We start from the raw sequence: 21,292 nt of genomic DNA, 5'->3' as shown, positions 1-21,292 counted from the left end.
CTGAGCAGGAAATCAGTGGGTCATTACATGCCTACAGTAGTGAAGAACTGATCCGCTAGATGCTCCCTCGTGCTGCGATTGTGATAGCTCAATCCCGCGTTCGCGGCGGAGCAATGCAGTTCAAAAGCCAACGCTAAGCTGTCAGCTGCATGTGCCAACGCCTGTTCATAAGCCTGGGCCGCCGCTTCACGAACCGCTGCATTCTGAGCACTGATACATTCCGAAGCGGCGTCCGCAGCCTCTAGATTCAGGCGTGGGAGGTCCTTGGCGAGATCTGCTTCCAGAGCCTCATACTCTTCGATGAGAGACAGGGCTGAGCGCTCTGCAACGCGCAGCTTCTGCACGTCGCGCGTGAGCGTTCCATCGCTGTCGCGCAGTTTTTCCCGCCACCTATCGCGCGCCGCAGCCGCATCCGCTTGAGCTGCCAGCCGTGCGCGCTGCATCGTCTCCACCTTGGCCGTTAAACGCTGCTTGCTGGTTAGAGTCTCGGCCATTTTCGAGTGCAGACCACGAAGGTGCTCCACCTTCTCTAGATCCATCACGAACTTCCGGGGCTGCAGTTCATTGGATGCGGATACGCAGCTATCTGCGGCTTCGCCTTGATCATTGGTCATAGTTTTTTCTCATTAGAGAGGAGGGGATCGGTACGCCAGCAGAATGCAGGCGGCCCTGTGTAACGAATGGGCTAAAGCGCGCTGTCGTGGACTTTGCGCGAATCGAAAACAAAGAGACGTACTGCACCCAAGCCCGGGATGCGTACAACTTGCGATGCGCGACCGTCAGCGGCTGGCTTCAGCCACCCCACGTCCACCAGCGTGCGCGTGGCCTGGCGGCTGTCGTAGCCTTCGCACAGCTCGCGTTTGAATGCTTCCGGGAGCACCATGTACTCGGTGACCCCGACCTCATCAAAGCGTTTGAAGCCCGCGCGATCACGAACGGGTAGACCGCCCTGCGCAGCGCGGTAGGCCTCCAAGCGACTCTCTCCGTGCGCCTCAAAGAAGGCGCGGATGCGCGACAGCAGCGCATGGGTGTCCGCGCTACCAGCGCCGCCCCGCCGCCTCAGCCACGCCTGGAAACATGACGCGATGCTCGTGGTGGCTTCGCCCTTGGGCCACCCAGTCAGTTTGTGACGGCAGCTGCTGGCCAACTCTCCTGCGAAGGCGGCGATAGCAAAGCGCTCTGCCACGCGCCGCACCTCACCGGAGGCGTCGTCTGGAACATAGGTGGCCAAGAAACGGTCCGTCGACTCGCGCAACTGCGCCGTCAACGTGGGGCTGTCAGTACGGGTCAAGTAGTCCAGCCACAGCGGCCACGGCGAGCCGTAGGTGCGCCCTGCGGCGTCCTTGAGGATCGCCGACAGACCCGCGCCATCATTGGCGTCATGCAGGTGCTCGAAGATGCCATGGCCGGCATCGGCCTCCGCCGGAACGTCTGCCAACCGCACGGACTGGCCGGCACGCGCCTGCTTACCCGCCTCGGCCATGTGCTGCGCCAACCCGACTTCGCCAGCCGAGAGAATCATCACCCGCCAGCGCGCCGCCGCCCTGGCATCCCCGGCACGGTTCGCTCGGCTCTTGCCATTGCCGTTGGCCAGCAGATAAGCAGCATCGCCAGCCTGCTTGGGATCGATCTGCGCTAGCTCGTCAAGGATCAGCGTTGCGTCGTTGTGCAGGACGGCCACACCCTCTAGCCCATTGGCCGTGCTACGCCACTCGCGCGCGTACTCGGGCGGACCGACCACGCTGGCGGCAACCCGCAGTGCGGTCGTCTTGCCGCTGCTGCTGCCGCCGACGATATGGAAGCCGCCACCGGTTGCACCAGTGAAGCGCAGCAGTGGCCCGGCGAACATGGTGGCCACCGCGAGCACCAGACGGGAATTGCCTTGGCAACGGCTGGCCACCTCGCGCCGCCAGTCGGCCAGAGTGCCCACAGCGGCATAGTGGTGCTGCAGTCCACCGCTGTGTTGGTAGACCAGCAGTTCGTCGCCCTGGCCGTAGCTTTCAGCGCTGGGTAGGACGTAGCGCTCGTCATGCCAGCCGGGAACCGCGACGTTGCGCGCGCGGGCGTCAATTCGCTCTTGGATGATGTAGGCCAGCAGCCGTGGCAAGGTGCTGCGGTGCGCCGACATTTCGACGCCGCCTGCCGCCAGCTGTCGCACGAACTCGCGCGGGTCACCCACCAGCATTTCCGCCGGTGCGGCCCATTGGTGGCGGTGCCCGTCCGCATCGGTCCACGTCAGCAGCCGGCCCCACTCTTCACTCTGGCTGTTACGGGTCTTCGCTTCAACCTTCAGCGGCGAGCAGACGAACACCGGTTCGGCCTGATCGCCGTCCTCATTGACGCCCACGTAGAACACGCCAGCGTCGCTCAGCCGATAGTGCGCCTTGGGCAGCGAAGGAGTGTCAGCGTCGGTCCCGGCGCGCTTCTTGGTGGCCTTGCCAGCGCCCTTCCGCACGGCCTCTTGAATTGAACTTGCGACAGCTTTCTTGCCCACGGCCTTGGCGGCATCATTGAAGTCGACGGATTTGACATTGCTCATGCACGAGGCTCCATTGCCGCGCCGGCGCAGAGCGCCTTGGTGTTAAGAAAAGGGTTCATTCGGTGGCGTCGGCAGCGCGGGGCGGCATCGCCACGACACCGCCTACGGCTTGCGCTGCGCGCTGCGCGTTGGCCAGCCCGGGGTTGACGCCACGCGTCAGCGCGGTGGCCGCATCATCGTCCGCACACAGCACGATCAGTGCATGCGGAAACTTGTCCCGTAGCTCCCTTGCCACGGGTTCCAGGTTGCCAGCATCGAAAGCCACGGCCGTTGGATAGCCGGTAGCCTCAAACACACTGGCGGCGGTCGCGAAGCCTTCTGCTACGCACACCACGTCGCTAACCTCGCGGCCAATCGCGTAGTACAGCCCTTGCTTCCGCCCCCCCGCTAGGAATCGTTTGTTGCCTTCCGGGTCGATGGACTGCAGGCTCCACAGGCGCCCCTGGCCGTCGCGCATGGGCACGAACAACACATCGTTGAGCTGGCGCAGGCCGTGGGCAGCGATGGCCTTGGCAGCAAGATAGGGGTGCCCTGCGTCGGCACGGCTGGCGCGCTGCCAGCGGGTCACCGCCACTTGTCGGGCAGCGGCCTGACGCCGGGCACGCTCGGCCTGCTGGCGACGTTGGGCGCAGCGCATTGCCTCTCGTAGCCGGTCGAGTTCCTGAGCACTGAGCGCTGCGTCGTCGCCGCTGCGCCAGTGCTCATTAGCGCCCGTCTTCCAGTTGCCGTAGGCACCGACCATTGGGGGACCCGGATGCAGCACGTACCAGCCGCTGCGCTGCCCAGGACCGTCGCCCTGAGCGCGCACGCGGTGCAGCCGCCCATCAGCCACCGCCGCCTGAACCGGAACGCCTGCGTTGCGAAGCGCGGCGATAAAGCCGTCAACGCCGGCCATGATTCGCATCCAGTTCGCTGGCGTGCTGCGCGTTGGCCACGGCCGCGGCCAAGTCATCGAAAACGTACGCTGCACTTGCGGCAAGCGCGTCGTAGGTGATCGCCATGCGTTCGCCGTTCCCGTCACCTACGCTGGCCAGCAGCATTGCCGCGTCGCGGGCGCGTTCCAGTCGATTAAAGCCGTCCTCGCTGAGCAGGTAGCTCCCCTGCGGCAGGCTACCGCCACCCGCGTGTGCACCTTCGTGCCCACCAGCATCTTCAAGGTCTTGCAGCTGAAGAGCGATGCCACGCTCAAACGCGGCTTGGGAGGTCGCAGGCGCACACAGCGACAGCCTGACCTGGGCACGCTCGACGTTCTCCGCCAGCCGTTCGCATTCGCCTTGCAGGGGAATCAGCAGACGAGTGCGAAGCTGGTCCTCCAGTGCGTGGCCTGCCAGCGCAGCGTCCAGTGCGCGGCATGCATCGCTCAGCCGCTTTGCGGCCTTTGCGTGCGCGCGCTCAACGCGCTGTGCCAGCGCCACAAGGTGCGCGGTGGTGTCAGCGTCAAACCATGCGTCGGCCACCGTCGCGCTGACGCGTCCGTTCGGCACCCCTGGGATGCCAGTCACCCGTCCGTTACGCGCGTTCATGGTGCCACCTCCGCCGCAGCGATCATCGAGATCAGCTGACCTACCGAGAGGTCTTCGAGTGCGCCCGGCCGGCGCTCGAGTGAGTCGATGAGCTGGAACAGGTTCATCAGCGGCAAGGTATAGATGCGCTGGAACTGACGCGCGGCGCTGAACAGATCGTGGCGCACGGCGTCATCGTTCGCGACGAGGGAATCCAGATGCAAACGGATCATTGCGCAGCCTCCCGCAGGGTGACCGCAATGGCTTGCTCGACCTCCGCCAATGTCAGTGCATCGGGAGCCTTGCCGGTACCCTGCAGGCGCACGCCTAGCGCCAGCCAGAGGGAGTGATCCCATTCCAGGGTGTTGGCGATTTCGCCAAAGTGATGGGCAATGCGAACGGGGAAGCGCGACGGCGCATTCAGGGTGTCGAGAGACATAGCTGGATTCCTTGTGTGATTCGGAATCCGCCATCCCGACGCCAATCGGGGTGACGGACGGTACGCGGTTGGCGTGCCGGCACAAGGACCGGTGGGGTCGAGACCCCCCGCGCACCGCCCGCCGTAGAACTGGCAAGCAGTTGCCCGCGACGACACAGCAGGCAGAAAAAAAGCGCCATGCATCGGTCGATGGGCGCTGGTGCGCCTTGTGGTACGGGACGCCAATCCCGGTCGCCGATTTTGCGGCGACGGGGTAATGCTGCCCTGGCTGAGCCGGCGTTGTCAACTGCCGCGTCATCGCTTGGCCTTGCGCATGACAGCACTCTGTTTCTCCGCTTTCTGGCTGAGCGCCGACCGTTCCGCATACGTGCTGATCGGCAGATCAACGTCGCCGCGCGGACACGCGCTGCGAGTATGCGTCCGCACGATTTCGGTGTAGGCGGAAAACGTGTGGCCGCACAGTGCGTTTTGGCATTGCTGGACCGATTCACGCAGCAATTTGGTGTGCATCACGCTGGTCCGGGTGACCGACGGCGTATCGCAATGCGGGCAGCGTAGGAACGCCCTGGAACGAGTCATTGAGGCTCCTTAGCAGTCCGTGGTGTGCGCGGTGGCAACGTCAGCGACACCACGCGAAAGCGCGATGCGGCCACGCTCTACGGACCGTTGCTGGGAAAAATTCAGCGCAAGGTCCGGCTGCGCGACGGCGGTACGCAGATGCTCGGCGAGGAACGTGGCTTCTGCCGAGCTCAGGTTGAACTTCTGATTGGAGATGGTCAGGACGATGGTGTCTTTCACGGCTGCACTCGCGGGTGGGTGTTCGGGATTTGGTTGGCAATCCACGCGTTTACGTCCGACTCAAGCCAGACGGTCACGCGCGGGGAAAGGGGGATCGACTGAGGGAACCGGCCACGATCCATCAGCCAGTAAAGGTGCGAGCGAGAAATACCGGTGCGGCTGAGCACCTCCGGCCTGCGCATGAAGCGCTCCGTACGCGCGGAGGGGGCGGGATTCGGGGTCCTGGGCTGACCGGGTACGGCGGGCGTTGGGTGGGGAGAACCAAGCATTTGAGAGGTTGCGGGGCTGACGATTTGTCAACCGCCGCCCTGTGTTGTGGGCTTGGCTAGAAGGCTAGAGACTGTCGCCACTTAACTCACGCGACTAGGTTTGTAGGAAAATCCTTACAATCTTTTGTAAAATTACACATGACGCATGCCACTTGACATACCCACTCTTTGGGCGAGTTTTCCGACTGACGGGAGCTGAAAGCGAGCGCGGCAGCCAGGCCGACCGGTTGGTTGCGCAAGGCAAATTGGCGCGCCTGGCGTTCTGCGATTGCAGGGCAAGAGCAAGATGCGTGGCAGGCGAGCCATCGAATAGCGGCGGGATGGGCTTGGTCGCCAGCCCTCATGGGGACAGCTTGGCGATTTCCGAAGCCAGTCCGCTTTTCCGAGAGAGGCTGCGGAACAGCCATTACATCGGCACGCGGAATCGCTCCGCATGCGTCCGATGCGGACTTATCGCCTGCCGTTGTTACCAGCGTAACCAGCTGTAACCAGTAAGCGAGGCGTGCCGAGAATTAACGTAACCAATTGATTTTCGGCCCGTTGGTAGTCGTGTAACCGCCGTTACCACTGTAACCAGCAAAAACGATGAGTCAGAAATGAAAAAGGAGGAACAAGGCGGTCAGTAGGAAGTCCGTAGACCGTCCAAATAGTCCGCCCACGCCTGCATCATTTTTGCGCGCTCGACCAAGTGGGCCGTACGGTTGTACGCCCGTCCGTTTGGGTCACGGACTGCGTGTGCGAGCTGATGCTCGATGTAGTCCGGACGGAAGCCAAGTACCTCATCCAGCACGGTGCGTGCCATCGCGCGGAAGCCGTGACCAGTCATCGTGTCCGAGTCATAGCCTAGGCGGCGGAGAGCGCCGTTGACGGTATTCTCGCTCATGGGGCGTCCTTTGCCCCGCATGCTGGGAAAGACGTAGGCGAGGCGGCCCGTAAGCGGCTGTAGGTCGCGAAAGACCGCAACGGCCTGCGTCGAGAGCGGGACAATGTGCGGTTGTCCCGTCTTGCTTGCCGTGAAGCGCCACACTGCAGAAGCAAGGTCAATGTCTGCCCAGAGCGCGTGCCGTAGTTCACCAGGACGCACGAAAACGAGCGGTGCCAGGCGCAGCGCCGCAGCGACGACGGGCGTACCTTGATACCCGTGGATAGCGCGGAGCAAGCCGCCAACATGCGCAGGATCGGTGACGCTGGCGAAGTGTTCGACCTCGACGGGTACGAGTGCGCCGCGCAGGTCTTCCGCGGGATTACGGACTGCACGGCCTGTAGCAATGGCGTAGCGAAAGACCTGGCTTGCTAGCATTCGTGCGCGATGTGCGGTCTCGTTTGCGCCGCGCGCTTCTATCTTTCGGATCGCATCCAGCAAGTCGCGAGCAGTCACACCATCGACAGGTATCCGTCCGATGTATGGACCTAGATCCTTCGCAAGAATGCGGTTCTGTCGCTCAAGCGACGTAGCGGCCATCTTCTTCGCTCTCACGGCGATCAACTCGGCAGCCACAGCCTCGAAGGTGTTTGCGGAACGCTCGAGCGTTGCTGCCTTTTGCGCTTTGCGCTGCTCGCCGGGATCAACACCATCGGCGAGCAATCTGCGCGCCGCTGCATGACGTTCGCGTGCGCTAGCCAAGCTCACATCGGGATACGTTCCCAGGGATAGGGTATTGCGCTTGCCTGTCACGGGACGACGGTAGTCCCATCTCCACCATCGGCCACCATCAGGGCGAAGTAGCAAGTAAAGGCCACCGCCATCGCGGAGCTTCTGCACAGTTGCCGTGGGCTTTGTCTTGCGAATTGCGGTATCAGTGAGCGACATGATGGCGGTAACGGGTGTAGGCGGTAGGTGAGTTACCGTCAAAGATACCGCCTGCAGACTTGGGATTGATGTGGATCACATAGGACGATAGTGGACACAAAAAAGGCCGAAACCCTTGAAGTTAAAGGGATATTCGGCCTTCTTAGGACGCTGTAGGACGTTCAAATGGCGCGCCCGGAGGGATTCGAACCCCCGACCAATGGCTTCGGAAGCCACTACTCTATCCGGCTGAGCTACGGGCGCGTTGTAGAACCGCCACGCCGTCAGCACAGGGCCGGGGCGGGCATCGCAGCGCCAAGTGGCGGTGCGGGAGGGGCATTCTAGCGGTAAACGCGGCGCAGGTCTGCTCCCCCTTGAACGAACGGACCGTGCAAGCCCGCCTGCGGGTGGGCTGGCGTATCCTTGCCACCATGGCTTACGAACGATTTGATGCCCCCGCCGGCGCGCCGCCGTCGCGTTGGGGCCAGTACTGGAAACTGATGCGCGCCGATCGCCCGATCGGCACCCTGCTGCTGTTGTGGCCCACCTGGTGGGCGCTGTGGCTGGCCGCCGGTGGGATGCCCCCGCTGTGGACCCTGTTCGTGTTCACCGCCGGGGTCTGGCTGACGCGATCGGCCGGTTGTGTCATCAACGACTACGCCGACCGCTGGCTGGACCCGCACGTCAAGCGCACCAAGGACCGTCCGCTGGCCAGTGGGCGGGTCAGCGGGCGCGAGGCGCTGCTGCTGTTCGCCGGCCTGATGCTGGTGGCGTTCGCGCTGGTGCTGAGCATGAACGTGCTGACCATCGGCATGAGCTTCATCGGCGTGTTCCTGGCGGCCAGCTACCCCTACCTGAAGCGCTACACCCACCTGCCGCAGGTCTACCTGGGCCTGGCCTTCGGCTGGGGCATTCCGATGGCGTTCGCCGCCGTGCAGGGCGAGGTGCCGGTGATCGGCTGGCTGCTGTACGGGGCCAACATCCTGTGGTCCACCGCCTATGACACCTGGTACGCCATGGTCGACCGCGATGACGACCTGAAGATGGGGTCGCATTCCACCGCCATCCTGTTCGGCGATCTGGACCTGGTGATCCAGGGCATTCTGTATGCGCTGTTCCTCGGAACCCTGGCGCTGGTGGGCCTGCGCGGTGGGCTCGGCTGGGCGTACTGGGCCGGTCTGGCGGTCGCCGCGCTGCTCATCGTCTATCAGTTCCATCTGTGCTGGCACCGCGACCGCGACCGTTGCTTCAAGGCCTTCCTGCACAACAACTGGGTGGGCGCGGTGGTGTTTGCCGGCATTGCGGTCGCGCTGGTCCGGGCCTGACCGCGACCCGACCAATGGGTTACTGACAATTCGCGGACCCGCCCCGAGAATCCAGGTATCAAACCTGGGAGGGTAGGGCATGGCCAACACGGCATCGGCGGCGGTACAGGACGGCTGGATGGCGCGCGCGGCGCTGCGTTCGGCGGCGTGGGCGGAGAAGTGGTTCCCCGACGCCTACGTGTTCGCGGTGCTGGGTGTGGTCATCGTGGCGGTGGCGGCAATGGGTTTCGGGGCCACCCCGCAGGCCACCGCCAAAGCGTTCGGCGACGGCTTCTGGAGCCTGATTCCGTTCACCATGCAGATGGCCTTCGTGGTCATTGGCGGCTACGCGGTAGCGACCGCGCCGGTGGTGGCGCGCTTCATCGACCTGCTGGCACGGGTTCCCCGCAGCGGCCGTGGCGCGGTGGTGTATGTCGGCCTGGTCAGCATGCTGGCGTCACTGCTCAGCTGGGGCTTCTCGCTGGTGTTTGGTGGCCTGCTGGTGCGCGCGCTGGCCCGCCGCGAAGATCTGCGCATGGACTACCGGGCTGCCGGTGCCTCGGCGTACCTCGGTCTGGGTGCGGTCTGGGCGATGGGCCTGAGCTCCTCGGCCGCGCAGCTGCAGGCCAATCCGGCCAGCATGCCGCCGGGGCTGGTGGAGATCACCGGTGTGCTGCCCTTCACCGAAACCATCTTCCTGTGGCAGTCGATCGCCCTCACCGCCGCGCTGATCGTGGTGTCGCTGATCATTGCCTGGATGACCGCGCCGGGACCGGCCACCGCCCGCACCGCTGCTGACTTTGAGGGTGCCGCCCAGGCCGAACCCGAGCCGCTGCCTGCGCGTACCCGCGCCGGTGAATGGCTGGAGTACAGCCCGCTGCTGACCGTACTGCTGTCGTTGCTGGCCTTCGGGTGGTTGTTCAGTGAGTTCGCCAGCAAGCCGGTGGTGACCGCCATTGCCAACCTCAATACCTACAACTTCCTGTTCATTTCGCTGGGCCTGCTGCTGCACTGGCGACCGCGCAGCTTCCTCAATGCGGTGGCCAAGGCGGTGCCCAGCACCACTGGCGTATTGATCCAGTTCCCGCTGTATGGCGGCATCGCCATGATCCTGACCCACGCCGCCGGCAGCGGCGGCGAAACGCTGGCGCATCGGCTGTCCAGCGTGTTCGTGCACATCGCCACCACGGACACCTTCGCCCTGGTGATGGGCGTGTACTCGGCGGTGCTGGGCTTCTTCGTTCCGTCCGGTGGGGGCAAGTGGATCATCGAGGCCCCCTACGTGATGCAGGCGGCCAATGAGCTGCATGCGCATCTGGGCTGGGCGGTGCAGGTCTACAACGCCGCCGAGGCCCTGCCCAATCTGATCAACCCGTTCTGGATGCTGCCGCTGCTTGGCGTGCTGGGGCTGAAGGCGCGCGACATTGTCGGCTTCACCTTCATCCAGCTGCTGGTGCATATCCCGCTGGTGCTCGGACTGCTGTGGCTGCTGGGCATGACGCTGACCTATGTGCCGCCGGTCATGCCCTGACCCGGGCCGATCCAGTGCGGGGCGCGGCTGATCAGCGCGTCCAGAATGAGCTCGGCGCGCATCGCGCCGAACTCATGCTCCAGCACACCGCGTAGGCTGGCCCTGAGGTGCTGGCGGAACTGCAGCGGTTCGTCAGGAAGCAACCGGTACCCGGAGCGGACCGTCGCTTCGATCAACCGCGCCAGTGGGGCGTGGCCCTCCACGCCCATGCCGGTGCCCAGGATGCCCTCCAGCAGCAGGTGGCTCCGCGATCGCCGCAGCGGCCCGGAGTGACCCAGCAGCGCGGGCAGCCGTGCGCGGAACTGCTCCAGTGCGGTGATCTGGCCCGCCGCCCCGGGATGGTCACGCAGAATGCCCTGCAGTTCGCGCCGCGCAGGCTCCACGCGGCCCGGTTCTTCGCCGGGATGTTCAAGCTCGGCGCGTAGCTCCGCGTAACAGCGGCCGGCGGCTGCATAGGTCGCGGGGGCTTCGCACACCTGCCGCGCACCCTCACGCAGCCAATGCCGCACGCGCCGGTCGTCGTCGCTGTAGTCGTTGGACTCCAGCGCCGCATCCGCAGCGGCCTGATCCACCCGTGCGTAGAAGCGGAGCGTGTGGCGGGTGTGGGCGAATTCGGCGTCGTGGCGATCCTGCGGCAGGCAGTGTCCAGCCGGCGTGGCGTGCTGCAGCGCCAGTCCCCGATCGGTGAGGCGGCGGCGCAGCAGATGCCGGCGCCGGCGGTGCGCATCGCGGTCCTCACCCATCGGCGTGACTTCCCAGCGCGGCATCACGCGCTCGACGCACGCGCTGAACGCCTCGGTTGAGCTGTCGGGCAGCAATGCGCCGAGCCGGGCCAGCGGATCTGTCCGTACGGATGCCGGATGCAGCGCTGCTGTGCCTGGCGCGTGCAGGTTGGCGCTTGCCGGGTGGCCCAGCACCAGCAGCGCCGCGTGCTTGTCCGGATGCGGCTGGTTGATCAAGCCAAGCAGGCGCGCGTGTTCAACGGCGGAAAGCGCGCGTTCGACATACGCGATGCCGAGCCGGGCTTCCTGCAATGCGGGCAGTGAACCGCTGCATATCTCGAGCTGCACATCCGCCGGTGGCATGGCCGGCAAACGTTCGCGGCTGTGACCGCGTGCATCCAGATGTCTGACCCGGGTGTTCAGCCGCCCATCGTCGACCAATGCCTGTTGCAGCTGCTCGGCCTGCGCGACCGTGTCCACCAGCACGGTGCCCCGCAGGCCACGCTGCAGATCAAGAATGCGGCTATGGAAATGTCGGGCAATCGAGCCTGCGCCGGAATCCTGAAGCAGATCCACGTCCTCGCGTCGCCCCTGCAGTACCGGAACCACAACGCCATCTGCTATCGCCTGGTGTTCGCGATACTGATAAATGATCGTGCCCGGATGCGGACAGCTGGCATCGGCCTCGATCGGAGCCGGCGCAAAGGTCAGCCAGGTGGCGTCCGGCAGGCAGCGCCTCAGTTGTGTCAGTGACGCGCCGGGTTGGGTCCAGAACCCGGCGTCCAGCAGCAGCACAAGGCCACGGCCTGACGATCTCGCCGAATGTGCGCTGTCGGCCCAGCGCAGCAGTACCTGCAAGGAAACCTGCAGCGGTGAGGGCTGGTGCGCTTCGAGGAAGGCGCGCAGCTGCCGCGCGCCGGCGGGTGGGTCGGGTACGCGCTGGCCGCGTGCCCACGCGGGCATTGACCGTGACGGATGCTGCACCGGTATCAACAGACGAAAGGTGCCATCGCCCAGGTCGGCCAGCATCGTGGCTGCCAGCCATTCGCGTGCGCGCTGCAGTCCGCAGCCCGGCGCCAGGCAGACCTGGGCATCGCTGTTGCGCCCATAGCGGGCGACGCGCCGCAGGTGGCCCAGCGCTGCTTCCACCGCGAAGAACTGCGCCGCCCGCGCCAGCTTTGGCTGCACGTGTGGTGACGACTGGACATAGCGGTGGAGCAGGCGCAGCAGCCTCGCGTGGCTCAACACGCCGCAGATCACCTCAGCATGCGTCGCCAATGGAGCATCGGGCGGACCGTCGTACTGAAGGACGGGCAGGTTGCGCCGCTGCGCTACCGCGGCCGCGCTCCAGCCCTCTTCCCGCCAGCGGGTCCACGCGTGGACCGGAGTGCCCGCACCCGCGTAGGCGCCGCCGCGGCGGTCCAGAGTGACAAGCAGCTGCGCCTGGCGCGGCAACGGTTCGAGCGCGCTGGGCTGAAGGTTCTGCAGCAGATGGCGTGCGCCCTGCTGCATGCGCCCCCAGTGACGGTGTGAGTCGCGCTCCACGCAGGCGATCACTACCAGCGGAATGCCGTTGACGAAGCAGACCAGGTCGCGGATGCCATCCACGCGGGAATACCCACATCCGCGCAGATCGTCCGCCACGTCCCAATGGTTGCGGTTCGGATGTGCCCAGTCGATGAGGGGCAGGGTGTGGGTGACGCGGCTGCCATCGGGCAGCGACACATTGACGCTGATGCCCGTGTGCAGCATCTGCAGTGCGCGCGCGCTGGCCGCAGGCCACGGTGCGCCGGGATGCGTATCTGCCAGCTGGCGCAGGATCGCGTCAATTTTCTCATCGGCCAGCGGCAGCGGGCGGCCTGCGTGGACGTAACGGAAGCGCTGCAGAATGGCCCGCACGCGATCAGCAAGCAGCACGTTGTCCGGGTGGCCGGTGAGCGCCCGATACTCCTCAAAGGAAAGATGATTCCAGCCCAGGCGTTTCAGCCAGGCCAGGGCGGAACGACGAACAGCGTCTTCGTGGCGGGGGCCCTTCATGCAGATGTCCGGTAAGCGCTTCCCTGCGGATCATTCCGGATCATGCAGTTTCAATCGAGCCTGGTTGTCGCGTTTCCCCTGTTTGCGACATCAACGTTCGATGTCGCGTGCCATCGCCTCCACCTCACCATCCAGTTCACGCAGCAGTACCTCGGCTTCGAGGTGAAGGCGCACGCGGGTGTCGCGCAGGGTGCGCGGGTCGGCGCTGTCCACCTCCATGTCGGCGTGCATGTGACGGGCAACATTCAGCACGGCACCGGACGACAGGACCTCGGCCACCGGTACCACCTGCGCAATGCCGGACACGTTGCAACGCTGCTGACACAGCTGAATGACCTGTCGGGCGATGCTGTCGTCCATGCGCGCTCCCTTGCCTGCCGCCTGCAGCAGTGGCCGTGTATCGATGAACAGCACCGACGGGTCCTGGCGTGCCTTGCGCAGCACCAGCAGCGAGGTGGACATCGCAGTGCCCTTGAACAGGCGCTCGGGCAGGCTGATGACGAGGTCGACTTCGTTCGCCTCGAGCAGGGCGCGACGAATCTTCGCTTCCTCGCCGTCGCGGAACAGTACCCCGTTGGGAACCACCACGGCCATGCGACCGACCTGCGGGTCCAGCTGGGCGTGCATGTGCTGGATCAGCGCCATGTGCGCCCACTGCCGCGGCGCGATGCCGTGCTGGAAGCGACCAAGGATGTCGAGTGACCCCAACGCGCTGTCCCACCGCAAGGTCAGCGGTGGACGCGACAGCGCGACCTGCACATGGCTGCGCAACGGGGCGCTGCACAGGTGCGCGACATCGGTAAGCGGATCTGTTGCTTCCAGGCCGCTTCCACTCTGGCCGTGCAGCAGGAAGCGCACGCGCGCCATGGCCCAGCGCCGCCGATCTGCCTCCTGGCCGTGCAGCCTCAACCGGGCCGAGGATTGGACCTGCTGTGCCCAGCCCGCGCAGGCGAGCAGCAGGCAGCCATGGTGACAGGACGGGTCGTACACCCGTTCACCGTCGCGCGGATCCAGCAGTGCCACCATCACGCTGGCCAGCGCGTCCGGGACGTGCAGGCCGTCTTCGCGGCTGCGACGTCCCTGCGCCTGCCCCAGTATCTGATCGGTGGCCTCGGCAAGATCGGGGCGCTGGACGCCATTGCGAATGCGGAAGTCCAGTGCGGGAATCCGCAGCCGCTCGAGCACGCGGTACATGGCAGCATCTCCGGGAAGTCCGGAGGCAATATCCAGAACCTCCGCCACCTCGCCAAGCACCTGCCGGTTGCCCAGGCAGAATGTATTCAATACGTCGCGTACGCGCATCGCCAGGCCATCCAGCGGGGCACGACCCAGGCGCTCGAAATCCGTGGATGGCACGATTTCCAGCGCCCGCGCGCCCGCCGGTGGTGGCATGTCGGGTGCAGCGGGACCTCTGGTTGCGGGGGCACGACGATCCGCCTGCGCGTCGCTGGCCACCTTGAGCAGCACCAGCAGGAGCAGCAGGTGGGTGGCGGCCTCCTGGTCGGCCGGGTCCTGCATGCACCGGCGCGCCATCTTCAATGCGGCCAGCGTGGCACGGGCACTGCGAAGCGTGATCTCGCTCATGCAGCACGCCCCTGGATCATGCGCTCGGCCAGTGCCGTGATCTCCGCGTCGCGGGCCTGCATCAGTTCGTCGACCTTGCTGCGCGTCCGCTGCAGGGCATGGGTGACGGAGACGATGCGCTGCTGTGTTGCGCGGGGGGGGATGCGCAGCCGAAGGTGCTCGATGGCGGATTTGCGCACGCTGTGCTGGCGTGACCCGGCGGATTGCCGGCGCAGCTGCCGCTGCACCTCCACATGATTGAGCTGCCACGCCAGGAACTCGGGCAGCAGCAGCTCGGTCGCGATGACCTGGATGATGTAGAGATGCGGGCTGCAGACGGTCTGCGCGGGGGGATGCGCAAGCAACGTGGCGACAGGGCGGCTGCCGCGGTTGGCCAGCAGGATGTCATGGTGCTGCACGTAGTGTGGCGGGTTGCGTGACGGCAGCCGGGTGCGAAGCAGCGCCTCGGCAGACAGGGTCTCTGGCGAGGTCAGGTTCTTGAGTTGGATGACACGGACCGGGCCATCGGCAACGGCCGGGATGGCGCCACGGAAGGCGTGGCCCTGGCGCACGTGGGCGACATCGGCCAGAGGCAGGGTGCTGGTAAATGCGTTCATGCGGCGGAACATGCGTGCGGGGTGCCAGCGCGTCAATAGAGAAAAACGGCACCATTCGAATGGTGCTTCCGTCCGCGCAGGAAACATCGCAGGGACGGCATTCCGTGTCGTTCACTACGTGATCAGATCTGCGGATTGCGCCAGCGGCGGAGTCGCACCAGAGCCAGTTTTCGTGCGTTGCGCAGTCGCTGTCCGTTTGCGACGCGCGGCCATCCTGTTCATCCAGATGACTGCGTCATATGGCGAAGGTCGCATGTATGCATCACCTTTTGGCACAAGCAGCCTGACCAGGGGGGCATCGCCATGTGCAGCAAGCACTTACCGTCGTTCGTGGTGATCCGTTGACGAACTCGTTGGAAAACTGCCACACAACGTTAACCTCGCTCTGCACACAGTCACCCCGACCGCGGCATTCCGCACGCGGCATCCGGAGACCGACATGGGCCAGCAGCGTAATCAGAGTTCCCAGCAGAACCAGAAGGGTCAGCAGCAGGAAGGTCGCGACCAGCAGCAGCAACAGCAGCAGGAACAGCAGCAGCGCAACCAGAACCAGCAGCAGGGCTGGCAGGACGAAGAAGAGTGATTGCTGGCTGTAGATGCGGTACGTAAGGGCCCCGCTTCGGCGGGGCCTTTCACTGCACGCGCCGGTCAGCCCGATACCACCCGCCAGCCGTGGTCCCTGTCTTCAAGCTCGCCCAGAGATAACTCACCCACACACACCTCGATTCTCCGCGCATTAGGCAACACCTTCTGCTCCGGGAACCAGGCACGCGTGGCATCGACCACAATCAGCAGCCCCTCGTCGTCGCCCAATGCGGCGAAGTGTGGCGTGGGTGGGCTGAGCGGCTTCAGGCCCAGTACTGCCTCGGCGCGGGCATGCAGCGCAGGCACGTCGGCAACGGGCAGCCCGACTTCGCTGACACAGGTCAGCTCGCTGCCATGGAACTGGCCGGCGAGGTCCGAGGCCGGCAACCTTCGCCGGCCGATCAGCTCCAGGATCAACCCGTCCGGACCTTCGAAATAGATCGACTCCGACGCCCAGGCATCGCCAAAGGTGAAGTGCGCCTCGCCTTTGGCATTGGTCTGCAGCGGCGCGCGTGCCAGCAACCAGTCGGTCGCCGCGGCGAACCGGTTGGCCGGCACGTTGAAGGCCAGGTGCACACCGCCCACCGGCTCGCTGCCCGCTGCCCGCAACTGCACCCGGGTCCACCCGATCTGCACGCTGTCGCTGTCCACCGGCAGCTGCAGCACGTCGCTGAAGTACGCGCCGACCTGGGCTACATCGGAGACAGGCAATGCAAGTTGCAGAATACGCATGTCAATTCCCTGACGATTGAGAGGGTGTCTGGCGCGTGTCGGAGCGCCTCAACAGGCCAATGTGTCGATAAGTGTGACGGCAGTCACGCTTCGTGAGGTTGCCTGCGCACCGTCAGAGGCCCGTGAACGCCATCGTATTGGCGCGCCGTTATGCTACGCGCCCCGGCGCAGACATTGTATGCGCCCGACACGAATCAGGAGGATCCGTTGTCCCATCTACGTCCCATGACGCTGCTTGCCCTGTCGCTGAGTGTGTTGCTCGCCGGCTGCAAGCCCAACGCCGCCGAGCCGGCAGCTCCTACCGACACCGCGCCCGCTGCCGTCACCCCGGCGGCCTCGACCGGCACCGCTCCAGCTGATACGGCTGACTCGGCCCCCCCGGAACCGGTGGCGGCCGATGCCCAGGCCAGCTGTCCCTATCCTGACTTTGAGACCTTCCTGCCGCATTTCGGTGCGGAGATCGCACTGCAGGAAAAGGCGACCGCCGACCCGCTGATCAGCGAATACGTGGATGTCACCGCCGATCCCGAGCCTGCCCAGGTGGTGAAGCAGATTCCGTTGGCCGAGGTGACCTGGCCGGTCATGCCCAACCCTGCTTCGGCGGGCAGCAAGGCACGTGAGATCACCCACACGACACAGCCTGACGGCAGCATCAAGGTGCAGTTCCGTACACCCAATACCAGCGACCAGCAGTCGTACTACTTCGCACAGAAGCCCTGCTGGCAGTTGGTGCGCAAGGTGGACGAATCCATCTGAGGAGCCTGTGATGTCGAAGACCCTGCTTGTGCCCGTGCTGGTTGCGCTGCTGGCTGCATGCAGTGCACCGAGTGACGAGGCCGGAGCACCCACCGCGCCGGCCGCCGCCGCGCCTGCGGCACCCGTTTCATCCACCCCGCAAGAAGAGAAAGGCATGCATAAGGAATGCAACGGAGCCCGGTTGTCGCTGACCGTGTTGCCGGCCAACGACGAAACATCCCGAACCCGCATGGACTTCGAAAAGGACGGCCAGCGCCGCACCCTCGAAAACCCGCCGGAAATGAGCGACTACAGCGCGGTCGGCCTGGCCTGCGTGAAGGATGAGAAGGGCACTTCCTACTTCGTCGTGCAGTTTGGCGAAGTGGAGCAGGGCTGCGCGTTCTGCGAATGGTTCTATCTGTACGACACCAATGGAACCGCGCTGACCCACAGCAACCCGCCGCTGAAGGACGAAGGCGACGAGAAGTCCCCGAACAACGACGAGTACGCAGCCCTGCTGACCAAGCTCGGCATCACCCATCCCGAGGAGGTGGACTACATCGAAGAATGAGTTGTGCGGTAGGTACTGACGGTTGGTCAGTACGTGGTAGGTATCGACCGTTGGTCGATACAAGGAGCAACACCCCTTAAGGAAAGCCTCTTTCTCACAGAATGGATAGCACAGACATGCCAAACGAAATCTACACCGATATGATCCAGCCCAAGGGCGCGGAATATCGCAGCAGCCAGATCAAGCCGTGGAGCCATTACCGCGAGCCGATCAGCGATAACGACGGTCGCCTGCATGGTGAATCGCGCCGATGGGGCGATGCGACGCCCGAAGTACAGTCGCGCGTCATCGACTCGCTGATCGAATCCTCGCGCGAAGCCGGGCTGACCCCGCGCGAAACTGCCTATGTGCTGGCGATTGCCCGCGTTGAATCCGGTTTCAATCCCGATGCCGCCGCCGGTACCACTTCGGCCTCCGGCCTGGGGCAGTTCATCGACAAAACCGGCAAGCACTACGGTTTAAGCAACGCCAACCGCTTTGACGTCGACGCCCAGTCGGACGCACTCGTCGCCCACTTCGTCGACAACCGCAACCTGGCACGCAGCCGTGGCCAGGGCGAAGACTACATCTACAAGTACCATCACGATGGCCCGACCACCGATTACGGCGGCCTGGGGCTTTCCCAGCGCAAGGTCGCGCCGCATCTGGATGAGTACGAGCAGTTCGTAAACCAGCGCCTGGCCCAGACCCAGGGGCAGAACCACGCACCGCAGCAGGCTGCACAGGCCGGCGCGGCGATCGCCCCTGGCGCTGCCGCCGGTGCCGCCGCCGTGGCCAAGGCCGATCCCACCCGCTCTTACGAGCACACCATGAACGTGATGCTGCCGCCGCACAACGGGGTCAAGCCGCATATCACCGGCCACTTCGGTGAACACCGCGGCGAAAAGGCCCACGGTGGCAGCGACTTCAACTACGTGGGCGGGCAGAGCGGTCGCAACCTGCAGCACCCGACCGTGCATTCCCCGGTCGCCGGCGTGGTCACCTCGGTGGGTGGCAAGTACGGCACGGTGATGATCCAGGATGCCGACGGCAATTCGCACCAGATCCTGCACATGCAGGGGCTGACCGCCAAGGTGGGCCAGCACGTGCAGCCGGGTGACCCGATCGGCACCATGGGCGGCCGTGGGCCGGAGGGTCCGAACCAGTATGCCCAGCACGTGCATTACCAGATGAAGGATCCCAAGGGGAATCTGATCAATCCGGAGGCCTACTGGAACAAGGGCGTGGTGCAGGCAGCCGGCAAGCACGGCCACGCGCATGACCATGACCATGACGCCCCCGCCGGTACCCTGCGCAAGGGTGACCGCAGCGATGAGGTCACCGAACTGCAGAAGGAACTCAATCGCCTGGGTGTGCGCGATGCCGATGGCAAGCGCCTGGCCGAGGACGGCAAGTTCGGCGACAACACCCGCGAGGCGGTCATTGCCTTCCAGCGCCAGCATGGCCTGGGTGACGATGGCATCGTCGGCAAGCAGACCCACGCCGCACTGGAGAAGGCGCAGCATCAGGCACAGGCCAAGCCGGCCGGTCCGCTGCTCGGCGACAAGGGTCATCCGGACACGCCGCTGCACAACGCCATTCGTGGCCAGCTGCCCAGCCCCATCTCCAACGAAGCCGCCGCCCACATCACTGCCCAGGCCAAGCAGGCCGGCATTGATTCGCCGGAGAAGCTGCACAGCGTGACCGTGCAGGACGGCAAGGCCTTCGTGATGGGCACCACGCCGGGCTTCCGTGCGGCAGTGGACCTCGGCCAGCCGGCTCCGTCGGTGGAGCAGACCAGTGCGCAGCTGCTCAACAACAACAGCACCCAGCAGAACCAGGTGCAGGACGAACAGCAGAAGGTCGCGATGGGCCGCTGATGTTCCGGCTCCTACGGGGCCATGAGTGTGGTGTTGGGGGCCGGCCAGGGAAACCTGGCCGGCCCTTTTTGCGCTGCAGCGCAAGTTCCCCGCGCCCGCGCCGATACCGATAACGGGTTCGAATTCACGGAGGAGGCCGTCGATGCACCGGATCAAGCTCGGCTACAAGTCGGTCGAGCATGCGTATTACGCGCACTACCGCATTGTGTCCACTGCGGAGTACCACTATGGCCTGAAGGCGGACCCCCATCGTCATGGTCTGCATCACGCCATGCAGCACGCGTTGGATATTGCACGCCGGCAACCGGATGCGCCGCTGGGCCTGGCCCTGGTCGGTGCCGGGAGCCGTCACCCGCAGTTGCACGGGGTGCCATCGGCACGGTTGTCGCTGCTGTTCTGGGAAAGCCTGTTCGAGCAGGTTCGCGCGGAAGAGTTCGCCGACCAGCTGTCGCGCCTGGAATCATTCTTTGCCACCCCTGCACTGGAAGAGGCCGCCGCCTTCAAGCGCGAGTACGGCATTGGCGAGGTGTTGTGCAGGGTCGACCTGTCCGGGTGCACCACCCAGGCCCGGCTGGACTACGCCCTGCTGGGTACCATCGATGGCGGTTGGGACTACGCCAGGGCACGCCTGCAGATCGCGGATTACTGGGCCGGCAAGGTTTCCAGCACGCCGCTGATGGAAGTGTTGTGCCAGGGCGAGGTGGTGTTCGGTGAGCGCTGTGGCGCGACTCAGCGCTTACAATAGCGCCCGGCTTCAGTGCCGGAATCTGTTGCAATTGAAAGGGTTGAAGTGATGGACATGGGCCTGCGTACGCCGGCAATCGAACTAGTGGCCATCGATATGGATGGCACCCTGCTGAATCCGGCCCATCAGCTCACGCCACGGGTGAAGCAGGCCATCGCCCTCGCTCGAGCGCAGGGAGTCAAGGTGGTTCTGGCCAGTGGTCGCCCGGTTTCAGGTCTCGCCCCGTTTCTTGACGAGTTGGGCATCGACGGTGCCGAGGACTACTGTATCGCCTGCAACGGAGGGCTGGTGCAGCGGCTGGCGGATGGCCATCGCGTGGCCGAGTTCCCGCTGACCTTCGACGACTTCGTGTATGTGGAGCGGGTCGCGCGCGAACTCGGCGTGCACTTCCAGGCACTGGACGGCAAGCGCCTGTACACCACCAACCGTGACATCAGCCATTACACCGTGGTGGATTCGCACCTCTCTCATGTCCCGCTTTCGTATCGCAGCGTGGACGACATGGACCCGGCGATGTCCTTCATCAAACTGATGATGGTGGACGAACCGGCGGTGCTGGACGCGGCCATTGCACGCTTGCCGGCGGAACTGATCGAGCGCTTTGCCGTGCTCAAAAGCGCGGCGTTCTTCCTTGAAGTGTTCGACCATCGTGCAGGCAAGGGTCCTGGGCTGAAAATGCTGGCCGAACACCTTGGCTTGGACCGCAGCCAGGTAATGGCCATCGGCGACCAGGAGAACGACCTGACCATGCTGCAGTTCGCCGGCACCAGCGTGGCGATGGGCAATGCGGTGGACGTGGTCAAAGCCACTGCATTGCATGAGACCGCGACCAACGCCGAGGACGGTGTCGCGTTGGCGCTGGAGCGGTTCGTGCTGCGTGGCTGACGTCGCCAACGGCGGCGTTCCTGCGCAGTTTTCGTGTGTACGCAGGCGAATGTTGAACGATCCAAAAACG

The 21,292-nt window shown here is 64.9% G+C and carries 22 protein-coding genes and 1 tRNA gene; 8 read left to right on the top strand and 15 right to left on the bottom strand.

Annotated elements, in window-relative coordinates:
• Positions 1 to 23 precede the first annotated feature (23 nt).
• The 11 genes from RT551_RS07340 to RT551_RS07290 form a co-directional block, all read right to left on the bottom strand.
• The gene (locus RT551_RS07340) at positions 24 to 614 is read right to left on the bottom strand and encodes a hypothetical protein (protein ID WP_312320422.1); all 591 of its coding nucleotides are present in this window, start codon (positions 612 to 614) and stop codon (positions 24 to 26) included.
• A gap of 71 nt (positions 615 to 685) precedes the next feature.
• Positions 686 to 2,539, bottom strand: coding sequence for a DUF927 domain-containing protein (locus RT551_RS07335; RefSeq protein WP_312320423.1), 1,854 nt, complete (start codon positions 2,537 to 2,539; stop codon positions 686 to 688).
• Between the two features lie 55 nt (positions 2,540 to 2,594).
• Positions 2,595 to 3,434 (bottom strand): toprim domain-containing protein, encoded by an 840-nt coding sequence (locus tag RT551_RS07330; RefSeq protein WP_312320424.1) that lies wholly within the window; start codon positions 3,432 to 3,434, stop codon positions 2,595 to 2,597.
• Positions 3,421 to 4,062, bottom strand: coding sequence for a hypothetical protein (locus RT551_RS07325; RefSeq protein WP_312320425.1), 642 nt, complete (start codon positions 4,060 to 4,062; stop codon positions 3,421 to 3,423). Before RT551_RS07325 ends, RT551_RS07330 begins: the two co-directional genes overlap by 14 nt.
• Positions 4,059 to 4,274, bottom strand: a complete 216-nt coding sequence (locus RT551_RS07320; RefSeq protein WP_312320426.1) for a hypothetical protein — start codon at positions 4,272 to 4,274, stop codon at positions 4,059 to 4,061. Before RT551_RS07320 ends, RT551_RS07325 begins: the two co-directional genes overlap by 4 nt.
• Positions 4,271 to 4,480 carry a hypothetical protein gene (locus tag RT551_RS07315; protein WP_312320427.1) on the bottom strand — a complete coding sequence of 70 codons (210 nt, stop codon included), beginning with the start codon at positions 4,478 to 4,480 and terminating at the stop codon, positions 4,271 to 4,273. Before RT551_RS07315 ends, RT551_RS07320 begins: the two co-directional genes overlap by 4 nt.
• 294 nt (positions 4,481 to 4,774) lie before the next feature.
• Positions 4,775 to 5,059 carry an ogr/Delta-like zinc finger family protein gene (locus RT551_RS07310; RefSeq protein WP_312320428.1) on the bottom strand — a complete coding sequence of 95 codons (285 nt, stop codon included), beginning with the start codon at positions 5,057 to 5,059 and terminating at the stop codon, positions 4,775 to 4,777.
• Positions 5,060 to 5,068: 9 nt separating this feature from the next.
• Positions 5,069 to 5,278, bottom strand: a complete 210-nt coding sequence (locus RT551_RS07305) for a hypothetical protein (RefSeq protein ID WP_312320429.1) — start codon at positions 5,276 to 5,278, stop codon at positions 5,069 to 5,071.
• Positions 5,275 to 5,460, bottom strand: coding sequence for an AlpA family phage regulatory protein (locus RT551_RS07300; RefSeq protein WP_313456962.1), 186 nt, complete (start codon positions 5,458 to 5,460; stop codon positions 5,275 to 5,277). The genes RT551_RS07305 and RT551_RS07300 overlap by 4 nt, the downstream gene beginning before the upstream one ends.
• A gap of 706 nt (positions 5,461 to 6,166) precedes the next feature.
• Entirely contained in the window at positions 6,167 to 7,357 is a 1,191-nt protein-coding gene (locus tag RT551_RS07295; protein WP_312320431.1) for an integrase arm-type DNA-binding domain-containing protein, read from the bottom strand.
• Between the two features lie 166 nt (positions 7,358 to 7,523).
• Positions 7,524 to 7,600, bottom strand: a tRNA-Arg gene (locus tag RT551_RS07290).
• 125 nt (positions 7,601 to 7,725) lie between these two features.
• Between RT551_RS07290 and ubiA the strand changes: the two genes are divergently transcribed.
• Positions 7,726 to 8,661 (top strand): 4-hydroxybenzoate octaprenyltransferase, encoded by a 936-nt coding sequence (gene ubiA, locus RT551_RS07285; RefSeq protein ID WP_313456960.1) that lies wholly within the window; start codon positions 7,726 to 7,728, stop codon positions 8,659 to 8,661.
• 79 nt (positions 8,662 to 8,740) lie between these two features.
• Positions 8,741 to 10,171, top strand: a complete 1,431-nt coding sequence (locus RT551_RS07280) for a TIGR00366 family protein (protein ID WP_313456959.1) — start codon at positions 8,741 to 8,743, stop codon at positions 10,169 to 10,171.
• On the opposite strand, the gene RT551_RS07275 is transcribed toward RT551_RS07280, so the two are convergent.
• The 3 genes from RT551_RS07275 to RT551_RS07265 all read right to left on the bottom strand — a co-directional run bounded on the left by RT551_RS07275 (position 10,147) and on the right by RT551_RS07265 (position 15,110).
• On the bottom strand, positions 10,147 to 12,930 hold the full coding sequence (locus tag RT551_RS07275; RefSeq protein ID WP_313456957.1) for a type I restriction endonuclease: 2,784 nt from the start codon (positions 12,928 to 12,930) through the stop codon (positions 10,147 to 10,149). The two genes, RT551_RS07280 and RT551_RS07275, sit on opposite strands and share 25 nt — an antisense overlap.
• A 90-nt stretch (positions 12,931 to 13,020) precedes the next feature.
• The gene (locus RT551_RS07270) at positions 13,021 to 14,514 is read right to left on the bottom strand and encodes an N-6 DNA methylase (protein ID WP_313456955.1); all 1,494 of its coding nucleotides are present in this window, start codon (positions 14,512 to 14,514) and stop codon (positions 13,021 to 13,023) included.
• On the bottom strand, positions 14,511 to 15,110 hold the full coding sequence (locus tag RT551_RS07265; protein WP_313456954.1) for a restriction endonuclease subunit S: 600 nt from the start codon (positions 15,108 to 15,110) through the stop codon (positions 14,511 to 14,513). Before RT551_RS07265 ends, RT551_RS07270 begins: the two co-directional genes overlap by 4 nt.
• Positions 15,111 to 15,549: 439 nt before the next feature.
• Between RT551_RS07265 and RT551_RS07260 the strand changes: the two genes are divergently transcribed.
• Positions 15,550 to 15,693, top strand: a complete 144-nt coding sequence (locus RT551_RS07260) for a hypothetical protein (RefSeq protein ID WP_313456953.1) — start codon at positions 15,550 to 15,552, stop codon at positions 15,691 to 15,693.
• 65 nt (positions 15,694 to 15,758) lie between these two features.
• Here the strand turns inward: RT551_RS07260 and RT551_RS07255 are convergent, their stop codons facing one another.
• Positions 15,759 to 16,427 (bottom strand): VOC family protein, encoded by a 669-nt coding sequence (locus RT551_RS07255; protein WP_313456952.1) that lies wholly within the window; start codon positions 16,425 to 16,427, stop codon positions 15,759 to 15,761.
• A 225-nt stretch (positions 16,428 to 16,652) separates the two neighbouring features.
• Between RT551_RS07255 and RT551_RS07250 the strand changes: the two genes are divergently transcribed.
• From RT551_RS07250 to yidA, 5 genes are all read left to right on the top strand, one after another.
• On the top strand, positions 16,653 to 17,183 hold the full coding sequence (locus RT551_RS07250) for a hypothetical protein (protein ID WP_313456950.1): 531 nt from the start codon (positions 16,653 to 16,655) through the stop codon (positions 17,181 to 17,183).
• A 10-nt stretch (positions 17,184 to 17,193) separates the two neighbouring features.
• Positions 17,194 to 17,733 carry a hypothetical protein gene (locus tag RT551_RS07245; protein WP_313456948.1) on the top strand — a complete coding sequence of 180 codons (540 nt, stop codon included), beginning with the start codon at positions 17,194 to 17,196 and terminating at the stop codon, positions 17,731 to 17,733.
• A gap of 116 nt (positions 17,734 to 17,849) precedes the next feature.
• Positions 17,850 to 19,592 (top strand): peptidoglycan-binding protein, encoded by a 1,743-nt coding sequence (locus RT551_RS07240; RefSeq protein WP_313456946.1) that lies wholly within the window; start codon positions 17,850 to 17,852, stop codon positions 19,590 to 19,592.
• A 142-nt stretch (positions 19,593 to 19,734) separates the two neighbouring features.
• On the top strand, positions 19,735 to 20,337 hold the full coding sequence (locus RT551_RS07235) for a hypothetical protein (protein ID WP_313456944.1): 603 nt from the start codon (positions 19,735 to 19,737) through the stop codon (positions 20,335 to 20,337).
• Between the two features lie 48 nt (positions 20,338 to 20,385).
• Positions 20,386 to 21,222 carry a sugar-phosphatase gene (gene yidA, locus RT551_RS07230; RefSeq protein WP_313456942.1) on the top strand — a complete coding sequence of 279 codons (837 nt, stop codon included), beginning with the start codon at positions 20,386 to 20,388 and terminating at the stop codon, positions 21,220 to 21,222.
• Positions 21,223 to 21,292: the final 70 nt, after the last annotated feature.

This window comes from Stenotrophomonas sp., from assembly GCF_032103445.1.
In the GTDB taxonomy this organism is placed as follows: Bacteria; Pseudomonadota; Gammaproteobacteria; order Xanthomonadales; family Xanthomonadaceae; genus Stenotrophomonas.
This window is presented reverse-complemented; position numbering and strand designations above follow the sequence as displayed.

Bases quoted from the DNA above. Each gene is read 5' to 3' on its own strand.
- RT551_RS07255 (WP_313456952.1), bottom strand. From the start codon at position 16,427: ATGCGTATTCTGCAACTTGCATTGCCTGTCTCCGATGTAGCCCAGGTC.
- RT551_RS07335 (WP_312320423.1), bottom strand. From the start codon at position 2,539: ATGAGCAATGTCAAATCCGTCGACTTCAATGATGCCGCCAAGGCCGTG.
- RT551_RS07250 (WP_313456950.1), top strand. From the start codon at position 16,653: ATGACGCTGCTTGCCCTGTCGCTGAGTGTGTTGCTCGCCGGCTGCAAG.
- RT551_RS07260 (WP_313456953.1), top strand. From the start codon at position 15,550: ATGGGCCAGCAGCGTAATCAGAGTTCCCAGCAGAACCAGAAGGGTCAG.
- RT551_RS07330 (WP_312320424.1), bottom strand. From the start codon at position 3,434: ATGGCCGGCGTTGACGGCTTTATCGCCGCGCTTCGCAACGCAGGCGTT.
- RT551_RS07240 (WP_313456946.1), top strand. From the start codon at position 17,850: ATGCCAAACGAAATCTACACCGATATGATCCAGCCCAAGGGCGCGGAA.
- RT551_RS07325 (WP_312320425.1), bottom strand. From the start codon at position 4,062: ATGAACGCGCGTAACGGACGGGTGACTGGCATCCCAGGGGTGCCGAAC.
- RT551_RS07235 (WP_313456944.1), top strand. From the start codon at position 19,735: ATGCACCGGATCAAGCTCGGCTACAAGTCGGTCGAGCATGCGTATTAC.
- RT551_RS07245 (WP_313456948.1), top strand. From the start codon at position 17,194: ATGTCGAAGACCCTGCTTGTGCCCGTGCTGGTTGCGCTGCTGGCTGCA.
- RT551_RS07300 (WP_313456962.1), bottom strand. From the start codon at position 5,460: ATGCGCAGGCCGGAGGTGCTCAGCCGCACCGGTATTTCTCGCTCGCAC.
- RT551_RS07320 (WP_312320426.1), bottom strand. From the start codon at position 4,274: ATGATCCGTTTGCATCTGGATTCCCTCGTCGCGAACGATGACGCCGTG.
- RT551_RS07315 (WP_312320427.1), bottom strand. From the start codon at position 4,480: ATGTCTCTCGACACCCTGAATGCGCCGTCGCGCTTCCCCGTTCGCATT.
- RT551_RS07270 (WP_313456955.1), bottom strand. From the start codon at position 14,514: ATGAGCGAGATCACGCTTCGCAGTGCCCGTGCCACGCTGGCCGCATTG.
- RT551_RS07265 (WP_313456954.1), bottom strand. From the start codon at position 15,110: ATGAACGCATTTACCAGCACCCTGCCTCTGGCCGATGTCGCCCACGTG.
- RT551_RS07340 (WP_312320422.1), bottom strand. From the start codon at position 614: ATGACCAATGATCAAGGCGAAGCCGCAGATAGCTGCGTATCCGCATCC.
- RT551_RS07275 (WP_313456957.1), bottom strand. From the start codon at position 12,930: ATGAAGGGCCCCCGCCACGAAGACGCTGTTCGTCGTTCCGCCCTGGCC.
- yidA (WP_313456942.1), top strand. From the start codon at position 20,386: ATGGACATGGGCCTGCGTACGCCGGCAATCGAACTAGTGGCCATCGAT.
- RT551_RS07310 (WP_312320428.1), bottom strand. From the start codon at position 5,059: ATGACTCGTTCCAGGGCGTTCCTACGCTGCCCGCATTGCGATACGCCG.
- RT551_RS07295 (WP_312320431.1), bottom strand. From the start codon at position 7,357: ATGTCGCTCACTGATACCGCAATTCGCAAGACAAAGCCCACGGCAACT.
- RT551_RS07280 (WP_313456959.1), top strand. From the start codon at position 8,741: ATGGCCAACACGGCATCGGCGGCGGTACAGGACGGCTGGATGGCGCGC.